This window comes from Kibdelosporangium persicum, assembly GCF_013280595.1.
GTDB lineage: Bacteria > Actinomycetota > Actinomycetes > Mycobacteriales > Pseudonocardiaceae > Kibdelosporangium > Kibdelosporangium persicum.
The window spans coordinates 305,187-324,605 of the sequence record NZ_JAAATY010000002.1 but is presented as its reverse complement, the minus strand read 5'-3'; the positions used below and the strand labels follow the sequence as shown (position 1 = coordinate 324,605).

Annotated in this window: 12 protein-coding genes; 5 read left to right on the top strand and 7 right to left on the bottom strand. The window is 68.6% G+C overall.

Features of this window, described 5'->3' with window-relative positions; translation table 11 throughout:
- Nucleotides 1-18: 18 nt before the first annotated feature.
- The 3 genes from murJ to GC106_RS06035 form a co-directional block, all read right to left on the bottom strand.
- Nucleotides 19-1,584: a murein biosynthesis integral membrane protein MurJ gene (gene murJ, locus GC106_RS06045; protein ID WP_173125264.1), complete on the bottom strand. Its 1,566-nt coding sequence runs from the start codon at nucleotides 1,582-1,584 to the stop codon at nucleotides 19-21.
- A gap of 107 nt (nucleotides 1,585-1,691) precedes the next feature.
- Complete coding sequence (locus GC106_RS06040; RefSeq protein ID WP_173125262.1) at nucleotides 1,692-3,878, bottom strand: DUF6049 family protein; 2,187 nt, start codon at nucleotides 3,876-3,878, stop codon at nucleotides 1,692-1,694.
- Nucleotides 3,875-4,438 carry an NUDIX hydrolase gene (locus tag GC106_RS06035; RefSeq protein ID WP_173125260.1) on the bottom strand — a complete coding sequence of 188 codons (564 nt, stop codon included), beginning with the start codon at nucleotides 4,436-4,438 and terminating at the stop codon, nucleotides 3,875-3,877. The genes GC106_RS06040 and GC106_RS06035 overlap by 4 nt, the downstream gene beginning before the upstream one ends.
- Before the next feature lie 55 nt (nucleotides 4,439-4,493).
- Here GC106_RS06035 and GC106_RS06030 point away from each other — a divergent pair, with 55 nt between their 5' ends.
- Nucleotides 4,494-5,993, top strand: coding sequence for a CCA tRNA nucleotidyltransferase (locus GC106_RS06030; protein WP_173125586.1), 1,500 nt, complete (start codon nucleotides 4,494-4,496; stop codon nucleotides 5,991-5,993).
- Here the strand turns inward: GC106_RS06030 and GC106_RS06025 are convergent.
- Entirely contained in the window at nucleotides 5,904-7,205 is a 1,302-nt protein-coding gene (locus tag GC106_RS06025) for an MFS transporter (RefSeq protein ID WP_312872463.1), read from the bottom strand. The genes GC106_RS06030 and GC106_RS06025 overlap by 90 nt on opposite strands.
- 295 nt (nucleotides 7,206-7,500) lie before the next feature.
- On the opposite strand from GC106_RS06025, the gene GC106_RS06020 reads away from it, so the two are divergent.
- A complete protein-coding gene (locus GC106_RS06020; protein ID WP_173125256.1) occupies nucleotides 7,501-8,085 on the top strand; it encodes a YqgE/AlgH family protein in 585 nt (194 codons plus the stop codon).
- A gap of 185 nt (nucleotides 8,086-8,270) precedes the next feature.
- Here GC106_RS06020 and GC106_RS06015 read toward each other — a convergent pair whose 3' ends face one another.
- On the bottom strand, nucleotides 8,271-8,714 hold the full coding sequence (locus GC106_RS06015) for an SdpI family protein (RefSeq protein WP_173125254.1): 444 nt from the start codon (nucleotides 8,712-8,714) through the stop codon (nucleotides 8,271-8,273).
- 39 nt (nucleotides 8,715-8,753) lie between these two features.
- On the opposite strand from GC106_RS06015, the gene GC106_RS06010 reads away from it, so the two are divergent.
- Nucleotides 8,754-9,851, top strand: a complete 1,098-nt coding sequence (locus tag GC106_RS06010; protein WP_173125252.1) for an esterase-like activity of phytase family protein — start codon at nucleotides 8,754-8,756, stop codon at nucleotides 9,849-9,851.
- Nucleotides 9,852-9,989: 138 nt separating this feature from the next.
- Entirely contained in the window at nucleotides 9,990-12,815 is a 2,826-nt protein-coding gene (gene leuS / locus GC106_RS06005) for a leucine--tRNA ligase (RefSeq protein WP_173125250.1), read from the top strand.
- A 1-nt stretch (nucleotide 12,816) separates the two neighbouring features.
- Here the strand turns inward: leuS and GC106_RS06000 are convergent, their stop codons facing one another.
- Both GC106_RS06000 and GC106_RS05995 read right to left on the bottom strand, forming a co-directional pair.
- Complete coding sequence (locus GC106_RS06000) at nucleotides 12,817-15,957, bottom strand: hypothetical protein (RefSeq protein WP_173125247.1); 3,141 nt, start codon at nucleotides 15,955-15,957, stop codon at nucleotides 12,817-12,819.
- Entirely contained in the window at nucleotides 15,954-16,673 is a 720-nt protein-coding gene (locus GC106_RS05995; RefSeq protein WP_173125245.1) for a TetR/AcrR family transcriptional regulator, read from the bottom strand. Before GC106_RS05995 ends, GC106_RS06000 begins: the two co-directional genes overlap by 4 nt.
- A gap of 148 nt (nucleotides 16,674-16,821) precedes the next feature.
- On the opposite strand from GC106_RS05995, the gene GC106_RS05990 reads away from it, so the two are divergent.
- Nucleotides 16,822-18,954: an MMPL family transporter gene (locus GC106_RS05990; protein ID WP_312872461.1), complete on the top strand. Its 2,133-nt coding sequence runs from the start codon at nucleotides 16,822-16,824 to the stop codon at nucleotides 18,952-18,954.
- Nucleotides 18,955-19,419 lie beyond the last annotated feature (465 nt).

The following is a 19,419-nucleotide window of genomic DNA, read 5'->3' as shown; positions in this document are numbered from 1 at the left end:
GCATGACGGACACCCAGATCAGCGCCGACGAATCAGACGGGTGATTTTGGCGGTGGCCGGTTTGAGCTCGTCGACCTTGAGCAGCACGAGCACGCCGAACGAGACCACGCCCGCGACGATCCCCTCGATGATCAAGGAGATCAACGCCCTGGCAGCGGCCGCTTCCGGCAGGAAACCGCCCAGCAGCTTCGCCATGCCGAGCCCGGCGGCCACGCCGAGCGCGCCGGCGAAAACAGAGAAGAGCGTCACGCCGACGACCCGCTTGGTCCTCAGGTGCCCGAGCCGCACCCACAGCCACACCTGACCGAGCACCGCGCCGACCACGTAACTCAACGAGTTGATCATCATCACACCGATGATCACGTGCTCCGGCGCCAGCACCGCCTGGCACATGTACAGCAGCGGGATCTTGACCACGGTCATCACGATCATGATCAGCGTCGGCGTGCGGGCGTCCTTCATCGCGTAGAAGACCCGCAGCTGCAACATCACCAGCGCGTACGGCAACAGGCCGAACGCCGACACCGCCAGCGACTCACCGAGCCGGGTCGCCTGGGTCGTGTCGCTGGCGCCGTAGGAGAACAGCACGATGCCGATGGACGTGCCGGTCACCGTCAGCACGGCCGAGATCGGCACGAGGATCACGGACGAAAGGCGGCTGGCGTACGACAGGTCCGCGATCAGCTTGCGGTCGTCGCCGTCCGCGGCGGCACGACTGAGCCGGGGCATGATCGCGGTCAGCAGCGAGACGCCGATGACGCCGTACGGCAATTGCAGCAGCAGCCATGAGTAGCTGTAGATGGCCGCGCCACCGGGCGCGCCCGCGGTCAGCACGCGCGTGCTGATCACCCAGCCGACCTGGCTGACCGCGACGTAGCCGAGGATCCACAGCGCCAGCCCGCCGAACTCCTTGAGGCGCGCGTCGAAACCCCAGGTCCACTTGAACGTGAAGCCGATCCGGCGCAGCGCCGGGACGAGCATCAGCGACTGCACCACGATGCCCAGCGTCACGCCGATGCCCAGGACGAGCAGCTTGACGTCGCCCATCCGGACCGGGTCCAGCGAGATCTCGCCGGGCACGATCACGTAAGCCCCGATGGTCACCATCACCACCAGGTTGTTGATCACCGGTGCCCATGCCGTGGGGCCGAAGACGTGCTTGGCGTTCAGGATCGCGGTCAGCAGCGCGAACAGGCCGTAGAAGAAGATCTGCGGCAGCAGCAGGTAGGCGAACGCGTTGACCAGGTCGATGTTCGCCGTGCCTGTCGAGTCGTCCACGTACAGCCGGGTGATCACCGGCGCCAGCGCGACCGCGACGACCGTGCCGATACCGACCAGCGTCATCCCGACGGTGAGCAGGCGCCGGGTGTACTCGATGCCGCCGTCCGGGTCGTCCTGTGCGCGGACCAGCAGCGGGACCACGACGCTGGCCAGCACACCGCCGATGAGCAGCTCGAACACGATGTTGGGCAGCGTGTTGGCGATCGTGAAGGAGTCGTTGACCAGATCAAGGCCCGCCGCGGCGGCCAGCATGACCTTCCACAGGAACCCGGTGATCCGGCTGACCAGGGTGGCGATCGCCATCGACCCGACGGCACGCCCGAAGGACCCTCGGCGCTGGGCAGCCGCGGGCTTCTCGGGTTGTCGGGGTCTGCCGCCGCCGGCGGGGGGCACGGTTGTCCTCGCTCTGGTCAAGCCGGTGTGGGCTCCTGGTTCTTCTTCTGCTTGATCCGACGGTAGACGCGCCGGGCGGCGAGCAGTACCAGCATGCCTCCGGCGATGCTGGTGACCGCGACCGTGATCGTGCCGTACGACCCCGACGAAATCTCAATTCTGGAGACGGAACCCAACGGAGTGCCATCAGGTGTGGTCACCCACACGTCCGCGGTGAACTTGCCCGCGCGCAGCAGCTCGGCGGGCACGATCTCGGTGAACGTGTTGCCCGCCGGGATCGGCCGCTCCTGGATCGTGCCCGGCCGCAGGCCCGCGCTCTCCGCGATGACCAGCTTGACCCGCACGGTGACCGGGAGGTTGTTGGCGATCCGGATCGGGATCGGGCTGTTGGACGACGCGAGCGTGATCGGCGGCCCCGGCGGGTTGACGGTCACCTGGCTGCGCAGTTCGTCCACCTGCCTGACCACGGTGACCGCGGCCTGCCTGCCGCCTTCGGGGTCGCCGCGCCAGGCGCTGGACGAGGCCCGCAGCAGGCCGTTGCGCAGCGGGTGGATCAGCGTCTCCGGGTTCACCGGCCGGGTGTTGTCCGGCAGCATCGCGCCGAACAGATCCCGTTGCACGTCGTTGCTCTGGACGACCTGACTGATCACCGCGGCGGGGACCTCGGCCGCGATGTCCTGCTCCGGGTAGTCCAGCGCGGTGGCCGAGCCACCCGGCGGCGCGCCGACCAGGTCGGCCAGCGGGCGGGCGGTGGCCAGCCGGTCGGTGATCATCCGGCCGATCGACTGCAGGTACACGGTCAGTTCGCTGGCCGGTGCCGTCCACCGGCGCGGCGGCGCCACCAGCACGGACTGGCCGGACTGCGTGGTCCGGAACAACAGCGTGGCCAGCCCGTTCTGCACCGACACCGGACCGCTCGCCGCGGCGGCGCTGCCCGCCAGCGAGGACGACGTCAGCTGGTCGAGCGGGATCACCCGGTCGGACTTGCCGACCGACAGCGGCGCGGCGCCGTTGACGCCCTTGAGCCGGTCCGGGTTCGCGACCACGATCGTCGGCGCCGCTCCCGCGATGTCGCTCAGCGCGCGCTGGTCGATCGTGCCGTCGACCGGCCAGATCACCCCGGCCTGCGGCTTGGTCGGCTGGAGGATGGTGCCCACGGCGGTGACGCTCTCGTTGACGGCGTTCTTCGCCAGTTCCGCCGCCCCGGCCCGGGACAGCGCGGACACGTCCGCGTCGGCGTACGGCAGCGCGATCACGCACTGCCCGTTGGTCAACGCCCGCAGGGTGACCAGCCAGCGCTGCGCGAAGTCCTTGCCCTTGCCGGGAACGATCGGCCCGTTGGGCCGCTGCACCTGGTAGCCGCCGGCCATCGCCTGCACGGTCTCCAGCAGGTCCCCGTCGATCGCGAAGCAGATCGACGACGCCAGCTCGGTGTTCGACCTCGTGGCGGCCTCGACCGCGTTGAGCATCCCGTAGAGCCTGCCGCCGATCTGCAGCGACGACGCCAGATCGTCGTCGGCCAGCACGAGCTGCTGGTCGTCGTCGGCCTCCCGGACCACTCGCGGGCGGTCGTGGACCAGCGGCCACAGCAGCGTGATCCTGGCCGGGGCCTGCGGCGGCGGCGCGGTGCGGCCGGGCAGCGACAGGACCGGCAGCAGCACGTTCAGGCCGGCCAGCCGTTCCACGCCGCCGTACTCCGGCCTGCCGTTGACGTTGATCAGGACCGGGTAGACACCCGGCTGGTCCAGCCTGAGCTGCTCGAGCGAGTACGTGGCGGTGAAGGTGGCGCTCGCGCCCTTGTCCAGCGTCCTGGTGACCGGGGTGAACTGCGGTTTGGCGATCTCCGCGGACGGCGGCTGGCTCATCGCGGCCCGCAGGCTGCCCTCGTCGGCCAGCGGCTCGCCCCGCTGCAGCCGGATCTCGACCTGGTCGATCCGCCGGTCACCGACGTTGGTCACCCGGCCTTTGACGGTGACCGTCGGGGTGTCCGAGCGGACCACCCGGGGGTCCAGCTGGTCGATGTCCAGCTGAAGGCGGGGTGGCGAGTTGGCCGGTTGTGTCCTGGCCAGCCCGATCGGCGCGATCAGCGGCTCCGGACCGGGTGGCTGGGCGAAGGCGGTCAGCGGAGCCGACCCGGCCAGCAGGACACCCGCCGCGACCGCGGCGGCCAGCTTGTGACGGGTTGCGTAACGCAGCCCACTCATTGTTTTCGACCCTTCGGCGCGTCAAGGCCGTCCGAGAACGACACATCACCCTCATACGGTGTGTTTGCCGGCTCAGAGAGTAGTTGCATCGCCCTGCGCACCAACCGGCGCTCGTCCGCATACGCCAGCCGGCCGTCAAGATCATCGAGGGCGACCCACGCCACCTCGGTCACTTCGGTGTCCTCATCGGACAGTTCGCCGGACAGCGCGGTCAGCAGGTAGTGGTGCACCGTCTTGTGCACCCGCCGGTTCTCCGCGACGAACCAGTAGTCGATCGACCCGAGCGAGCGGACCACCTCGCCGGTGATCCCGGTCTCCTCCTTGACCTCGCGGACCGCGGTCTGCTCGGGCGTCTCACCCGCCTCGATGTGCCCCTTGGGCAGTGACCAGAGCAGCCGCCCCCGGCGATCGAGCCGGCCGATGACCACCGCCGCGGCTCTGTCCTCGTCGATCACCAGGCCCCCGGCGGACGTCTCGTCGACCGTCGTCAGCCGCCTGCCCCGGCGCCTGCCGCGGCGCCCGGACCGGGTGCCGGGAGAACGGCCTGATGACGAGGGCATGAACTCGATCGTAATCGTGTCCCGGCGTCAACTAGCCTGATTCGCCGTGTCGACGATGCTGGCCAAGCAGAATGCGGTTGTGGAACTGATGCGCGTCTCCCCGGTAGCGGAAGAGCTGTCCGCCTTGTTCGCCAAGGCGGGTCACAGTCTGTTCCTGGTCGGCGGGAGCGTGCGGGACGCGCTGCTGGGCCGGCTGGGCACCGACCTGGACTTCACCACCGACGCGCGGCCCGAACAGGTCATGCGGCTGGTGTCGGGCTGGGCGGACGCGGTCTGGGACATCGGCATCGCCTTCGGCACGGTCGGGGCCACCAAGAACGGGCTCACCTGCGAGATCACCACGTTCCGGGCCGACGAGTACGACGGCGTGTCGCGCAACCCCGAGGTCAAGTTCGGTGACTCGATCGAGGGAGACCTCAAGCGTCGTGACTTCACCGTCAACGCGATGGCCGTGAACCTGGCCACCAAGCAGTTCGTCGACCCGTACGACGGGATGGCCGCGCTGGAGGCGAAGGTGCTGGACACCCCCGCCCCGCCGGAGGAGTCGTTCGGCGACGACCCGCTGCGGATGATGCGGGCCGCGCGGTTCACCAGCCAGCTCGGGTTCACGCCCGCGCCGCGCGTGATCGACGCGATGGGGCGGATGGCCGGCCAGATCGAGCGGATCACCGCGGAGCGCGTCCAGGCCGAGCTGTCCAAGCTGCTCTGCGGCACGCACCCGCGCCAGGGCATCGAGCTGCTGGTCGACTCGGGACTGGCCGGGCACGTGCTGCCCGAGGTGCCCGCGATGCGGCTGGAGATCGACGAGCACCACCAGCACAAGGACGTCTACCAGCACTCGCTGGTCGTGCTGGAGCAGGCGATCGACCTGGAGGACGAGGGCAGCGAGCCGGATCTGATCCTGCGGCTGGCCGCGCTGCTGCACGACATCGGCAAGCCGGACACCCGGCGGCACATCCCCGGCGGTGGCGTGAGCTTCCACCACCACGAGGTGGTCGGCGCCAAGATGGTCCGCAAGCGTTTGCGTGCGCTGCGCTACTCCAAGGAGATCATCGAGAGCGTCGCCAAGCTCGTGTTCCTGCACCTGCGGTTCCACGGCTACGGCAAGGGCGAGTGGACCGACTCGGCGGTGCGCCGGTACGTCACCGACGCCGGTGACCTGCTGGACCGGCTGAACAAGCTGGTCCGTGCCGACTGCACGACCCGCAACCGTCGCAAGGCGCAGGCGTTGCAGCGCTCGTACGACGACCTGGAGACCCGGATCGCCCGGATCGCGGCCGAGGAGGACCTGGCCAAGGTCCGGCCGGACCTCGACGGCAACGAGATCATGCGGCTGCTCGGGCTGCGGCCGGGCCCGATGGTCGGCAAGGCGTGGAAGTTCCTCAAGGACCTGCGCCTGGACCGCGGCCCGCTCGAGCACGACGAGGCCGTGGCCGAGTTGCGGCGCTGGGCCGCCGAGCAGGGGCTAGATGACGTGCGGGGCGTGGTCCCGCCTGCTGGCGAAGACGTAGCCGACCGCGCCGAGCAGGTAGAACACGATCGTCGCGACGATTAGGCCGGGCGAGTGGCCGTTGGCGGGGACAACCGCCGCGGCCACCGCGATCGACACCACCTGGGTGACGTTGAACAGCGTGTCGTAGAGCGAGAACACCCGGCCGCGGGACTCGTCGCCGATGTCGCTCTGGATCACCGCGTCCACACAGAGCTTGATCACCTGACCCGCGCCGAACATCAGGAACGCCGCGCCGAGCATGGTCGGCAACGTCATCGGCAGGCCGAGCCCGGCCATCGCGGCGGCGACGAGCAGCAGCGAGCCGATGATCGCCGCGTGCCTGCCGAACCGGTCGACGAGCTTCGGCGTGACCAACCCGGCGATGAAGATGCCGATCCCGGCGAACGCGGCGATCTCGCCGAGACCGGTGAGGCCGGCCTTGAGCCAGCCGAAGTCGGTGAAGTAGTAGCGCATCAGCAGGACGGCCAGCAGCAACGCGATGCTCTGGGAGATCCGGTGGGCGAACAACGCGACAAAACCGGCGATCACCCGCGGCGCACGCCAGGCCGCCTTGGCGCCGTCGACGAGACCACGCGCGACCGCGAGGACCGTCCCGGCCGGCTCGTCCACTTCGTCCGGCCCGAGTTTGCCGCGCTGGAACCGGACCGCGAACAACACGGCCAGCACCGTGCCGATGATCGCGAACGACGTGGTGATGCCGGAGCCGTAGTCGTCCTCGCCGAACACCTTGCGCAGCACGATGGCGCAGCCGCCGCCGATCACCGCGACGATCGAGCCGAGGGTCACGGCGATCGAGTTGGCCTGCACCAGATTTCGTTCGGGCACGACGTGCGGCAGCGCGGCGGACAGACCCGAGCCCATGAACCTGGTGACGCCCAGGACCATCAAGGACATCAGGAACAGCAACCCACTCGGCGCCCCGGCGAGCAGCCCGACCGTCGCGGCCAGGATCAGTCCGGCACGAAGCAGGCTCGCCACCACGAGCACGCGCCTGCGGTCCCAGCGGTCCAGCAAGGCACCCGCGAACGGACCGACGATGGAGTACGGCAGCAGCAGCGCGGTGAACCCGGTGGCGATCGTCAGCGGATCGGCGCCGCGTTCGGGGTTGAAGATCACCGCCCCGGCCAGGCCGGTCTGGAACAGCCCGTCCGCCCACTGCGAGGAGAACCGCAGGTAAAGCAATCGACGGAACTCCCGCAGCGCCAGCAACTGCCGCGCGGGCACCTTCTGCTTCTCGTCGACCACCGCCGTCACGAGCGTCCAGCCTACGCAAGAAGGGAAACCGGCAGCCACCATCGAGCAACCGGACAGGAAAGAAACGCCCGAAGGCTGGACGGTCGGTACGCCCGGTCGCCTCACGGCGAATGGCGCGACATGGCTCCTGCGCTACCGGTATTCCATGAAGGCTTTTGTGGTTGAGCCCGGGGGACACGTTGGCGTACCGACCTAGCTCCTAACGTTACCGGGTCCTGTGGATGTTCCCGAGGATCATCCAGCGTTTTTCGCGACAAGCTTGGGCTGTCGGGGGCGTGCCGGGGCTGATGGGATCATGTGCGTTGTGCGACCCGACGCTGACGTAGAGCCAGGAACGCTGCTGGTGGCGGCGCCCACCCTGCTCGACGACAACTTCCGCCGGACGGTGGTCTATGTGATAGATCACCGCCGTGGCGAGGGCACCCTCGGCGTCGTCCTCAACCGTCCCAGTGAAGTGCCGGTTCGCGACGTCTTACCCGCCTGGGGTGATCACGTCAGCGAGCCGCGGTCGCTGTTCGTCGGCGGGCCGGTCGAGCAGAAGACCGCGCTCTGCCTGGCGGCGTTGCGCACCGGCCAGGACGCGGCCGGCATCAAGGGAGTGATCAGCGTCCGGGGCCCGGTCGCGCTCGTGGACCTGGACACCGATCCGGACACGGTCGCGCCGAAGGTCCGGGGACTTCGTGTCTTCGCCGGGTACGCCGGCTGGAACGTGGATCAGCTGGCCGGGGAGATCGAGCGCGGCGACTGGATCGTGGTCCCGGCGCTGCCCGACGACGTGCTGGCTTCGCCCGACCAGGACCTATGGGGCCGTGTGCTGCGCCGCCAGGGCATGCCGATCGCCCTGCTGGCCACGCATCCGGGTGAGGTGCGGGTGAACTAAGTCGTGTTTTGAATGTCCCGGTCGATGAGAGTCTGCCCCGGCCGGAGGCCGGAATCGGCTCGATGGGGCGGTTCCTGGCGTCGCCGCGGGATCACCGCGAATACTGGTTGTCTTTGGGCGGTCCCGCGGTGGCGTCAGGGGCCGCATCCGGCCCGGCTATCGCGATCGGGCATTTGAAACACGGCCTAGGCCCTCAGCTTGGCGACACCGCAGTTGCCGCAGGCGCATCCGGCGCAGCCGGCGGGCAGTTCCGGCTCGGGCTCCGGCACGGCGAGTGCGGCCTTGTGGCCGAGCAGCCCGCCCGCGGCGGCGATCACGACCATCCCGCCGAGGCTGATGATCAGCGCGACCAGCCCGCCCGACTGCATCACCAGCAGCAGGACGCCGCCGAGCACGCCGATCAGGCCCGCGACGGCGAACGGCAGCCCGGCGACCTTGTTCGCGACCCGGAAGGTGTCGGAGTCACGCATCGACGCGGCGGTGCGCACCCCCGCGTACCTGTTCAGCGGCAGCCGCTCACGAAAACCGAGCAGACCCGTCACTGTCACGGCAAGGCCGCCTACGACGAGTGCGATTGCTCCGACCAGGGATGCGACGATCACACGATCGATGTTAGGTGTCAGCTGCATTCAACCCAACGGACACCCTCATCGGATGTGCTTCACGCCATGTCTGCACGCTTCATCGCGGCCGCTGCCGCCGCCGTCATCACCACCGGCCTGGTGGCCGCGCCCGCCTCGGCCTCGCCGTCGAAGGACGTGCGCCTGCTCGGCGAGACGGTGGTGCCCAGGTTCCTCTTCGAGGGCACGACAGTCGGTGGCCTGTCCGGGATCGACCGTGATCCGCGGACCGGCGAATACGTCCTGATCAGCGACGACCGGTCCACGCTGCAACCGGCGCGGTTCTACACCGCGCGGATCGACGTGACCGCCAAGGGACTCGGCGCGGTCGAGTTCACCGGCACGCGCCCGTTCCTCCAGCCGGACGGCACCACCTACCCCGCCGGTGCGGTGGATCCCGAGGAGATCCGGGTGGATCCGTGGACCGGCCGTTACACGTGGTCGCAGGAAGGCGGCACCGCTCCGTTCTCGCTCGACCCGTCGATCCGTAACGCCGGGCGGGACGGCAAGTTCGTCAACGAACTGCCGTTGCCGCGGAACCTGCGCGTCACGCAGACCACCGGGCCGAAGCCGAACGACGTGCTCGAAGGCCTGACCTATGCCGCTGCGGGCACCCTCGTGGTCAGCTCGGTCGAGGGGCCGTTGAAGCAGGACGGCCCGTCGCCCACTGTCGACAAGGGGGCGTTGTCGCGGATCACCGTGCAGACGCGGACGGGTCACGTCGTCGCCCAGTACGCCTATCCGCTCGAACCGGTCTTCGCCTCGCCCAACCCGCCGACCGCGGCGCCCGGGAACAACGGCATCTCCGCGATGGTGGCCGCCGACCCGGTCGACCCGACCCGGTTCCTGGTGGTCGAGCGGGCGTTCGTGACCGGGGTGGGCAACAAGGTGCGGATCTACGAGGCGTCGACCCGCGGCGCGTCCAACGTCCACGACAAGGACCTCGGCAAGGCCAGGCCGATGCGCAAGAAGCTGCTCGCCGACCTGGCCGACACCGGGCTGAGCAGGCTGGACAACATCGAGGGCATCACGTGGGGCCCGCGGCTGCCCGGCGGCGAGCGCACGTTGATCTTGGTCAGCGACGACAACTTCTCGGCTTCCCAGGTCACCCAGATAGTCGCTTTGGCCGTCCGCTATCCTCGGTGACATGGGCACGGCCCGCCGACTTCTTCGCCGGCCGCGCTGACCTGCAGGAACTGGTTGGCGCGGCGACCCCTCATGCCCGAGAAGGGCTGAGGGGTTTCGCGTTGTTCAGGGCCGAGAATCCTGGCGGAAGGACAAGCGATGAGCGAAAGCGCTGAGGCTGTACCGGCGCACCGCTACACGGCCGCGCTGGCCGGCGAGATCGAGCGGAAGTGGCAGCAATACTGGCAGGAGCACGGCTCCTACGAGGCGCCCAACCCGGTCGGCCCGCTCGCGGGGGACGTCCCGGACGACAAGATGTTCGTCCAGGACATGTTCCCGTACCCGTCCGGAGCGGGGCTGCACGTCGGTCACCCGCTGGGGTTCATCGGCACCGACGTCTTCGCCCGCTACCACCGGATGCTGGGCCACAACGTGCTGCACACGATGGGCTTCGACGCGTTCGGCCTGCCCGCCGAGCAGTACGCCATCCGGACCGGCCAGCACCCGCGCAAGACCACCGAGGACAACATCAACACCTACCTGCGGCAGATCCGCAGGCTGGGCCTGGGCCACGACGAGCGGCGCCGGATCTCCACCATCGACCCGGGCTACTACAAGTGGACCCAGTGGATCTTCCTGCAGATCTACAACTCCTGGTACGACGAGAAGGCCGGCAAGGCGCGGCCGATCGACGAGCTGGTCACGCAGTACGCGCAGGACAAGCGGCGCACGCCGGACGGCCGCAACTGGTGCGAGCTGACCGTGGTCGAGCAGCAGGAGATCATCAACTCGCACCGGCTGGTCTACCTGTCCGACGCGCCGGTGAACTGGGTGCCGGGCCTGGGCACGGTCATCTCCAACGAGGAGGTCACCGCGGACGGCCGGTCCGAGCGCGGCAACTTCCCGGTGTTCCGCCGCAACCTGCGGCAGTGGATGATGCGGATCACCGCGTACGCCGACCGGCTGATCGACGACCTGGACCGGCTGGACTGGCCGGACAAGATCAAGGCGATGCAGCGCAACTGGATCGGCCGCTCGCACGGCGCGCAGGTCAAGTTCGCGGTGTCGGACACCGACATCGAGGTGTTCACGACCCGGCCGGACACCCTGTTCGGCGCCACGTACATGGTGCTGGCTCCGGAGCACCCGCTGGTCGACCGGATCGCGGCGGCCGCGTGGCCGTCCGATGTGGACAGCCGGTGGACCGGTGACGCCGCCACCCCGGCGCAGGCCATCGCGGCGTACCGGCGTGCCGCGTCGATGAAGTCCGAACTGGACCGTCAGGAGAACAAGGACAAGACCGGTGTGTTCACCGGTGCGTACGCCACCAACCCGGTGAACGGTGCCAAGATCCCGGTGTTCATCGCCGACTACGTGCTGATGGGCTACGGCACCGGCGCGATCATGGCGGTGCCCGGCCAGGACCAGCGCGACTGGGACTTCGCCACGGCGTTCGGCCTGCCGATCATCCGGACCGTCGAGCCCAGCGAGGGCTTCGACGGCGAGGCGTACACCGGCGAGGGCCCGGCGATCAACTCGGGCTTCCTGGACGGGATGGGGATCGACGAGGCCAAGAAAACGATCATCGCGTGGCTGGAGGAGCACGGCCGCGGCCGCGGCACCATCCAGTACAAGCTGCGCGACTGGCTGTTCTCCCGGCAGCGTTACTGGGGCGAGCCGTTCCCGATCGTCTACGACGAGGACGGCCTGCCGCACCCGGTGCCGGCGAGCATGCTGCCGATCGAGCTGCCCGAGGTCGACGACTACTCCCCAACCACGTACGACCCGGAGGACGCGGACACCGAGCCGTCGCCGCCGCTGTCGCGCGCGACCGACTGGGTGAACGTCGAGCTGGACCTGGGCGACGGCAAGAAGACGTATCGCCGGGACACCAACACGATGCCCAACTGGGCGGGTTCGTGCTGGTACCAGCTGCGCTATGTCGACCCGACCAACGACGAGCGCTTCTCCGACCCGGAGAACGAGCGCTACTGGCTGGGCCCGCGCACCGAGAAGTTCGGGGGCAACGACCCGGGCGGCGTCGACCTGTACATCGGCGGCGTCGAGCACGCGGTGCTGCACCTGCTGTACTCGCGGTTCTGGCAGAAGGTGCTGTACGACCTGGGCCATGTCAGCTCGCCCGAGCCGTACCGCAAGCTGTTCAACCAGGGCTACATCCAGGCGTACGCGTACACCGACTCCCGTGGCCAGTTCGTGCCCGCGGCCGAGGTCGTCGAGGAGAACGGCAAGTTCTTCTACGAAGGCCAGGAGGTCACCCAGACCTACGGCAAGATGGGCAAGACCGAGCGCAACGTCGTCACCCCGGACGAGATGTGCGAGACGTACGGCGCGGACACGTTCCGGCTGTACGAGATGTCCATGGGCCCCATGGAGGTCTCGCGTCCGTGGGCGACCAAGGACGTCGTCGGTGCGCACAGGTTCCTGCAGCGCCTGTGGCGCAACGTCGTCGACGAGGTGACCGGCGAGCTGCGGGTCACCGACGACGAGCCGACCGAGACCGACCTGCGGCAGCTGAACAAGGCCATCGCCGGGGTCCGGGAGGACTACCGGGAGATGCGGTTCAACACCGCGGGCGCCAAGCTGATCGAGCTGAACAACCACCTGACCAAGACCTACAGCTCGACCGCGGGCACGCCGCGTGCCCTGGTCGAACCGCTGGTGCTGATGCTGGCTCCGCTGGCCCCGCACGTGGCGGAGGAGCTGTGGTCGCGGCTGGGCAAGCAGTCGCTGATCCACGGCCCGTTCCCGGTGGCGGACGAGCGGTACCTGGTCGAGGACACCATCGAGTACCCGGTGCAGGTCAACGGCAAGGTCCGGTCACGGGTGACCGTCGCCGCGGACGCGAGTCAGGACGACGTGAAGGCCGCCGCCCTGGCCGACGAGAAGATCGTCGCGCTGACCGGAGGCAACGAGCCCCGCAAGGTGATCGTGGTGCCCGGCCGTCTGGTGAACGTGGTCCTCTGAGTCATTCGGACGCCGTCATGATCTGCATGGCGGCGTCCCGCACGTCGGCGTCCGGGTGCCTGCGCAGCTCTCGCAGCAGCTCGCGCCAGCGCTCGGGCCAGCCGAAATGCGGTCCGCCGATGGCGAGCAGCCGTAACGCCAGGTGACCGCTCGTGACGCTACGGGCGGCGGTGAGCATGGCGTCGGCGTTCCACTGGCGTGCCCGCACGTTCCAGATCGCGTTGCTCGCGAGCAGTGGACGGCCTGCCACCAGGGCGTCGACGGCACGAAGATCCGCGACGGGCTCGCTTTCGTCCGGCGAGGAGAACCGGACCGTCGCGAACTTGAGCTGGACCAGCTCCCGCCGGATCTCCTCGACCCCGGACAGTGCCTCGACCAAGTCGCCGGCGAAGTCGTGCATGCGCTGACGCCAGCTCGACATGCGGTACAGCCCGTCGAAGATCGCCCGCATCCGCTGCAATGCCGGGCGGTCCCGGTCGCTCTGCGCGTCGTGGCCCGTGGCCGTGGCCAACGTCCGCAGGACATCAAGTACCGCGGCCTGGATTTCAGGCTGCCACACGAGGCGGATCAGGCCGTTGACCGCCGCGCGCCACGTTGCCCGCTCGTCGAGATTCGTGATGACGTCACGCAGGACCGGCAAAGCCTCGGGATACCACGGCAACCAGGCACTGAGCTGGGACAGTGCTTCGCCGCGCAGGCGTTCGTCCGAGCCGGTCGCGACTTCGTGGATCAGCGCGGCGACCGAGGCCCTGTGCTGAACGGGAACCGAGTACGGCTGCACCCGGAGCGTCTGCATGGCGACCTCGCGTGGACCGGTCACGGCCGTACGCAACAGTTCCCAGGCCCGAGGATCGTCCAACCAGGACAGTGCCTGGAACGCGATCGCCGCCCGGACATCGCGGTGCTGGTTCTCCCCGTGCCACGCGCGATGCAGCATGCCCACGGTGTCCGGCAGGCGGAAGTCGCTGATCAGCCGGACGAGTTCCTTGCGGACCGTGACCCGTCCACCTTGCACGGCAAGCGTTTCGGCCAGCACGCTCGGCGGGATTCGGCGTGCGCAACGGCGGATCGTGTACATCGCGGTGAGTTCGGCCTGGCCACGGTTGTCCGACAGCGCCCGGTCCATCAGCAGCCGGAGCGCTTCGACCGGGTCCGGGAGCAACGGCAGGACGGTGATCGCGGCCTGGGCGATCAGTTCGTCCTCCGTGGACAGATAACGGATCGCGTTGTGGCCGCGAACAGTGCCCAGCGTCCGGACCGCCGCTGCGCGGACTTCCCGCGAGTGGTCCGAGTCCGCCAAGGACTCCAGCAACTCGGCGTACCGGGCTCGCTGCGACGGCAGCCACCGCTGGGTTTGCCGCATTCCCAACGGAATCCGCCGGACATCGCCGGGTGCGAACCGGCCGTGCGGTGGTTCGTCGCCGAACACCAGGTCGAGCAGGTCGGTACGGGCCGACTGCACGACGTTCATCACCTGCGGCAGGAACACCGCACTCGGCTCGATCGCCAGGACTCGCTCGACCCGTTCACCGCGTGCGCGCGGATCGGCGAGCAGGTAACGGATCGCCGACCTGGCTTCGGCGTCGTCGCCGTCCTTGATCGCCGACCAGAGCGGTTCGAGCAGGTCCGGCATGTCCCAGGCGCGGCGGCCGAGTGAGCCGGCCAGGACCAGCGCCGGGTAGTAGGTCGCCCGCGCCGCGTGTTCGTGGATGACCGGCGCGAGCACGCGGTAGATGTCGTGCTCCTGGCCGCGCCGCAACATCCGGTCCAGTCGCCCGAGCCCGGTCGGACTGTCCCGCTTCCACAGCGCCTCGATGATTCCCAGCGCGACCTGGGAGTCGTTGTGCACCAGCAGTTTCAGGCAAAGCCGGAGCAGCGCGTCGGTCGATTCGACGGACAGGTCGCGTGCGTTGAAGGCATCAGTGGCCAGTTGGGTCAGTTCGGCCGCCTCGCCGAACGCGCGAGGGCTTGCCGCCGTCAACGCCCGGAAAGCCGCCACCCGCACCGGGTCCTGGTCCCGCTTGAGCCGGTCGACCAGCCACGGCAGCAGTTCGGCGAGCCGGAAGTCCTTGGCGGCACAGCCGACCAGCAGTCCGTAACCCAGCTGGCGATCGGTCGCCTCACCCGCGTACGTCAGTTCAGTCAGGATCGCACGGCCTTCGTCGTACGGCAGGAACTGTGCGAGCAGGTTGGCCTTGTTCTCCTTGCCTTCTTTCAACGCGATCGCCCGCATGCGACGGGCCTCGTCGGCACGCCGTTCGCGAGGCAGGACATGCATGGTCTGGAAGCCGATGTCGGCTTGGCTCATGTCCTTGTCCGCGTTGACCGCGTCCCAGAACGCCTCGCGCCGGGACGGCGGCATGGCGCGCAACACCGGAAGCGCGTCCTGGCGGCCGAGCCACACCAGCTCAGGCGGGTTGGCCTCGGCCAACACGCGGTACGCGGACCTGCTGAGCTGGTAGCTCCGGTTCCGTAACACGCGGAGGAACCGACCGGCGTCGACTTTGGCCAAATACGCCGACCTCGCCTGGGTGAACGGCATGAGTGTGGTCGGCCCGAACTGTTCGACCAGGTCGAGCACCTCGGCGGGGAAGTGCGGGATCACCTCGTCGACGGCGACCAGGTTGCGGCCCCACCACGCGTCCCGGTCCGCGTCCGGCAGTTCCGCCTGTGCCTTGGCCAGTATGAGGTCCGGGTAGCGCCTGGCGATCGCACTCAACGAGACGACGTGTTCCAGCTTGGGCAGCCACTCCGCCACGACCTGACGGCTGCACACCGGCAGCAACTGGGCAGCCTCGTACGCGCCCCACGAGTCGTGCAGTGGCAACAGGAGTGCGTCGGCGAGCGCGGTCATCCGCTTGGACCTGACCCGGCGGAACAACACACGGCGGACGTCCATCGGCAAGTCGGGCAGGGCCTCGACGACCACGCGGGGATCGAGCCGGGGCAGGCTGGACGAAGCCGCGACTCGTTTTTGCCGGTCGACGACGCCGGATGTCAGTCCGCGCCGCAAGGTCGGCAGGTGGTTGACCACTTCGGCCATGTCGAGCGCGAGGTCCGGGTCCTCGTCCCAGACCTCGGCCAGGTCGGCGTGCGGCGCACGTTCGGTGATGTGCCGACGGCGTTCGAGATAGGACGTCACGTGACGTTCAGCCCGGCGTCCGCGACTAGGTCGGCCAGCATGATCTCGAAGAAGTTCTCAGTGTTGCTGATCAGCATCGGGAAGTGGCCGAACACCTCCAGCGCGACCTGGCCGTAGAGCCGGACCCAGAACTGGAGGATCATGTACGCGGTCCCGAGGCTCAGGATGTCCTCCGGGACGGCCACCCCGGAGTGCGCGATCGTCGACAACAGATCCGCGCGGAAGGCCTCGAGGTCGGCCCGCATCGGCAGCGGGACGGCGTCGTCCGGCGGCGGGCTGATCTGCTTGGTGATCAGCACCTTGCCCGCGACCGACAGGAAGATCCGGCCGAAGGGGTCGGCGGCCAGGTCGTCGGTCGTGCCCTGCGGGGTCGCGAAGACCATCGAGAACTCGCGCGGGTGCGCCAGCGCCCAGCGCCGGAAGCCGCGGCAGATCGTCAGCACCTGCTGCACGGTGTCGCTCTCCGGCACCTCGGCCAAATCGGCCGTCAGGTCGTCGGCGAGATCGGCGCAGATGTCCATGCGGACGTGGCGCACCAGGTCCTCGCGTGAGGAGTAGTAGCGGTAGAGCGCCGGTGCGGTGATGCCGAGCTGCCGGGCGATCGCGCGCAGCGTGACCGCCTCGGGCCCTTCGTTGATCAGCAGGGTGCGTGCCTGCTGACGGATCTCGCGATCCGTCGCCGCCCGGGCACGCTCGCGCCGTGTGGGCTCGCTCATGGTTGACTCCATCGTCTTGTAAACACCGTTAACCATCCGTACTCTGGCCCTCAGCGACAGTGAACGGTGTTTACCGAGGTTTCGACCCGTTCACGCCGACGGTAGTCACGACGGCCGTCGTGCACCACCGAAACGGGAGGACGGACAAGTGTTCAGCAACTGGGGAATGGTGGCGCACCGCAGGCGGTGGACCGTACTGGTCACGGTCCTCGTCCTGGCGGTCCTCGGTGGACTGTGGGGTTTCGGCGTTTTCGACCGGATGAAACAAGGCGGGTACTACAACGAATCCAGCCAGTCCGCCGAGGCGGGCCGGATCGCCGAACAGGCCCTTGGTCAGCGGGAAAGCGATGTCGTCGTGGTCTACGACGCGGGCGAGGGCAAGTCCGTCGACGATCCCGCCCTGGCCGCCCGAGTTGTCGGCAAGCTCAACATGCTGCCCGCCGATGCCGTCCGACAACGCGTCTCGTACTGGGAAACCAAGAATCCGGCACTGGCCGACGCCGGAAAACGACACGGCCTCGTGACCATCACCCTGACAGGCGACGACGAGAGCGCGCGACTGGCGAATTTCGAGCGCATCAAGGACAAGCTGGCCGTCGACGGGCTCCGCGAACAAGTCGCGGGCACGACCGCGATGGAACACACCATCGGCGAACAGTCGAAGTCCGACCTGACCATGGCCGAAGCCATCTCGCTGCCGGTCGTGCTGCTGTTGCTGTTACTGATCTTCGGCGGCGTGGTGGCCGCGCTGCTGCCGGTACTGGTCGGCGGCCTGGCGATTCTCGGGTCGCTCGGCGTGTTGAACGCGCTGTCGTACGTGGTGGACGTGAACAACTTCGCCATCAACGTGGCCACACTGCTGGGCCTTGGCCTGGCCATCGACTACGGGCTGTTCGCTGTCGGGCGGTTCCGTGAGGAACTCGCCGAAGGCCGCGGCACCGAGGAGGCCGTGCGCCGGACGGTGGCCACAGCGGGCCGGACCATCGCGTTCTCCGCGACACTGCTGGTGATCGCGCTGGCCGGGCTGCTGGTGTTCCCGCTCGACTTCCTGAGGTCCATGGCGTACGGCGGGATGTCCGCGGTCGCGATCGCGGCGGTGATCTCGTTGACCCTGCTCCCCGCGATGCTTGGCATCCTCGGGCCCAAGGTGGACAGGCTGTCTCTGCCGTGGCGGCGTGACAAGCCGGTCAGTGACCCGCGCGGGCTGGCGCGCCTCGGCCGCGCGGTGATGCGCAGGCCGGTTGTGTTCGCGTTGCCGATCCTGGCCGTGCTGGTGGTCATGGCGCTGCCGTTCGCGAAGGTCAGCTTCGGTGCGGTGACCGAGAAGCAGCTTCCGTCGGACGACCCGACCCGCCAGGCCATCGAGACCATCAACGGCAACTTCCCCGCCGTCGGCAGCAACACCGCCGAGATCGTGGTGCGCGGGAACGCCAACGTGGAGCAGTTCGTCTCGCAGGTGAACGAAATCCCTGGCGTGGAACAGGCCGCGGTCAGCGCGGGACGTGACGGCGTCACGCTGATCCACGCCCAGCTGGCCGGCGAACCGGTCGGTGACGCCGCACGTCAGGCTGTGGACGGCTTACGCGCCTTGCCGCCGCCGAGCGGTTCCCAGGTGTTGGTCGGCGGGCTGACCGCCGAGGTGATGGACGCCAACCAGTCCATTGTGGAGAACGCGCCGCTGATGGTCGGGATTCTGGTGGTCGCCACGTTGATCCTGATGTTCCTGGCCTTCGGCTCGGTGTTGCTGCCCGTCAAGGCAGTGCTGATGAGCGCGTTGAGCCTGTCGGCGACGTACGGCGTGCTGGTCTTCGTCTTCCAGTCGGGACACGGCGCCGACTTGCTCGGCGTCACGCCGGAACCGTTGCAGGCCGGGATGTTCGTGCTGATCGGCGCGGTCGTGTTCGGATTGTCCACGGACTACGAGACATTCCTGCTGTCCAGGATGATCGAGGCACGGCAGTCCGGGCTGAGCACACCGGACGCGATCCAGACGGGACTGGTCCGTACCGGCCGGATGATCAGCGCGGCCGCGGTGCTGCTCATCGTCGTCACCGGCGCGTTCGCGTTGTCGGAGCTTTCGATGATGCGTTTCGTCGGCGTAGGAATGATCGTCGCTCTCGTGTTGGATGCGACCGTTGTGCGGATGACGCTTGTTCCGGCGGTCATGCGCCTGCTCGGCGACGCCGTCTGGTGGGCGCCCAGGTCCCTGAAGCGCCTGCAACAGAAAGCAGGCATGGGCGAAGCTGATATATCAAATAAGAAAGAGTTGGAGCGGGTTTAGGGTTAATTGTGCTGCCGGTGCCGGTTCGTCCCGGATCGGCGCCGCGGGGCTACACGACCGACGCCGTTAGCGCTGGGAAGGCCGTAATTGTGCTGCCGGTGCCGGTTCGCCCCGGATCGGCGCCGCGGGGCTACACGACCGACACCGGATCCGTTAATTGTGCTGCCGGTGCCGGTTCGCCCCGGATCGGCACCGCGGGGCTACACGACCGACGCCGTTAGCGCTGGGAAGGCGGTTAATTGTGCTGCCGGTGCCGGTTCGCCCCGGATCGGCACTGCGGGGCTACACGACCGACGCCGTTAGCGCTGGAAGGCCGTAATTGTGCTGCCGGTGCCGGTTCGCCCCGGATCGGCACCGCGGGGCTACACGACCGACACCGGATCCGTTAATTGTGCTGCCGGTGCCGGTCGCTCGGGGGGCTACACGACCGACACCGACAGCACAGAAGTCCAGTTTCGCCATCTG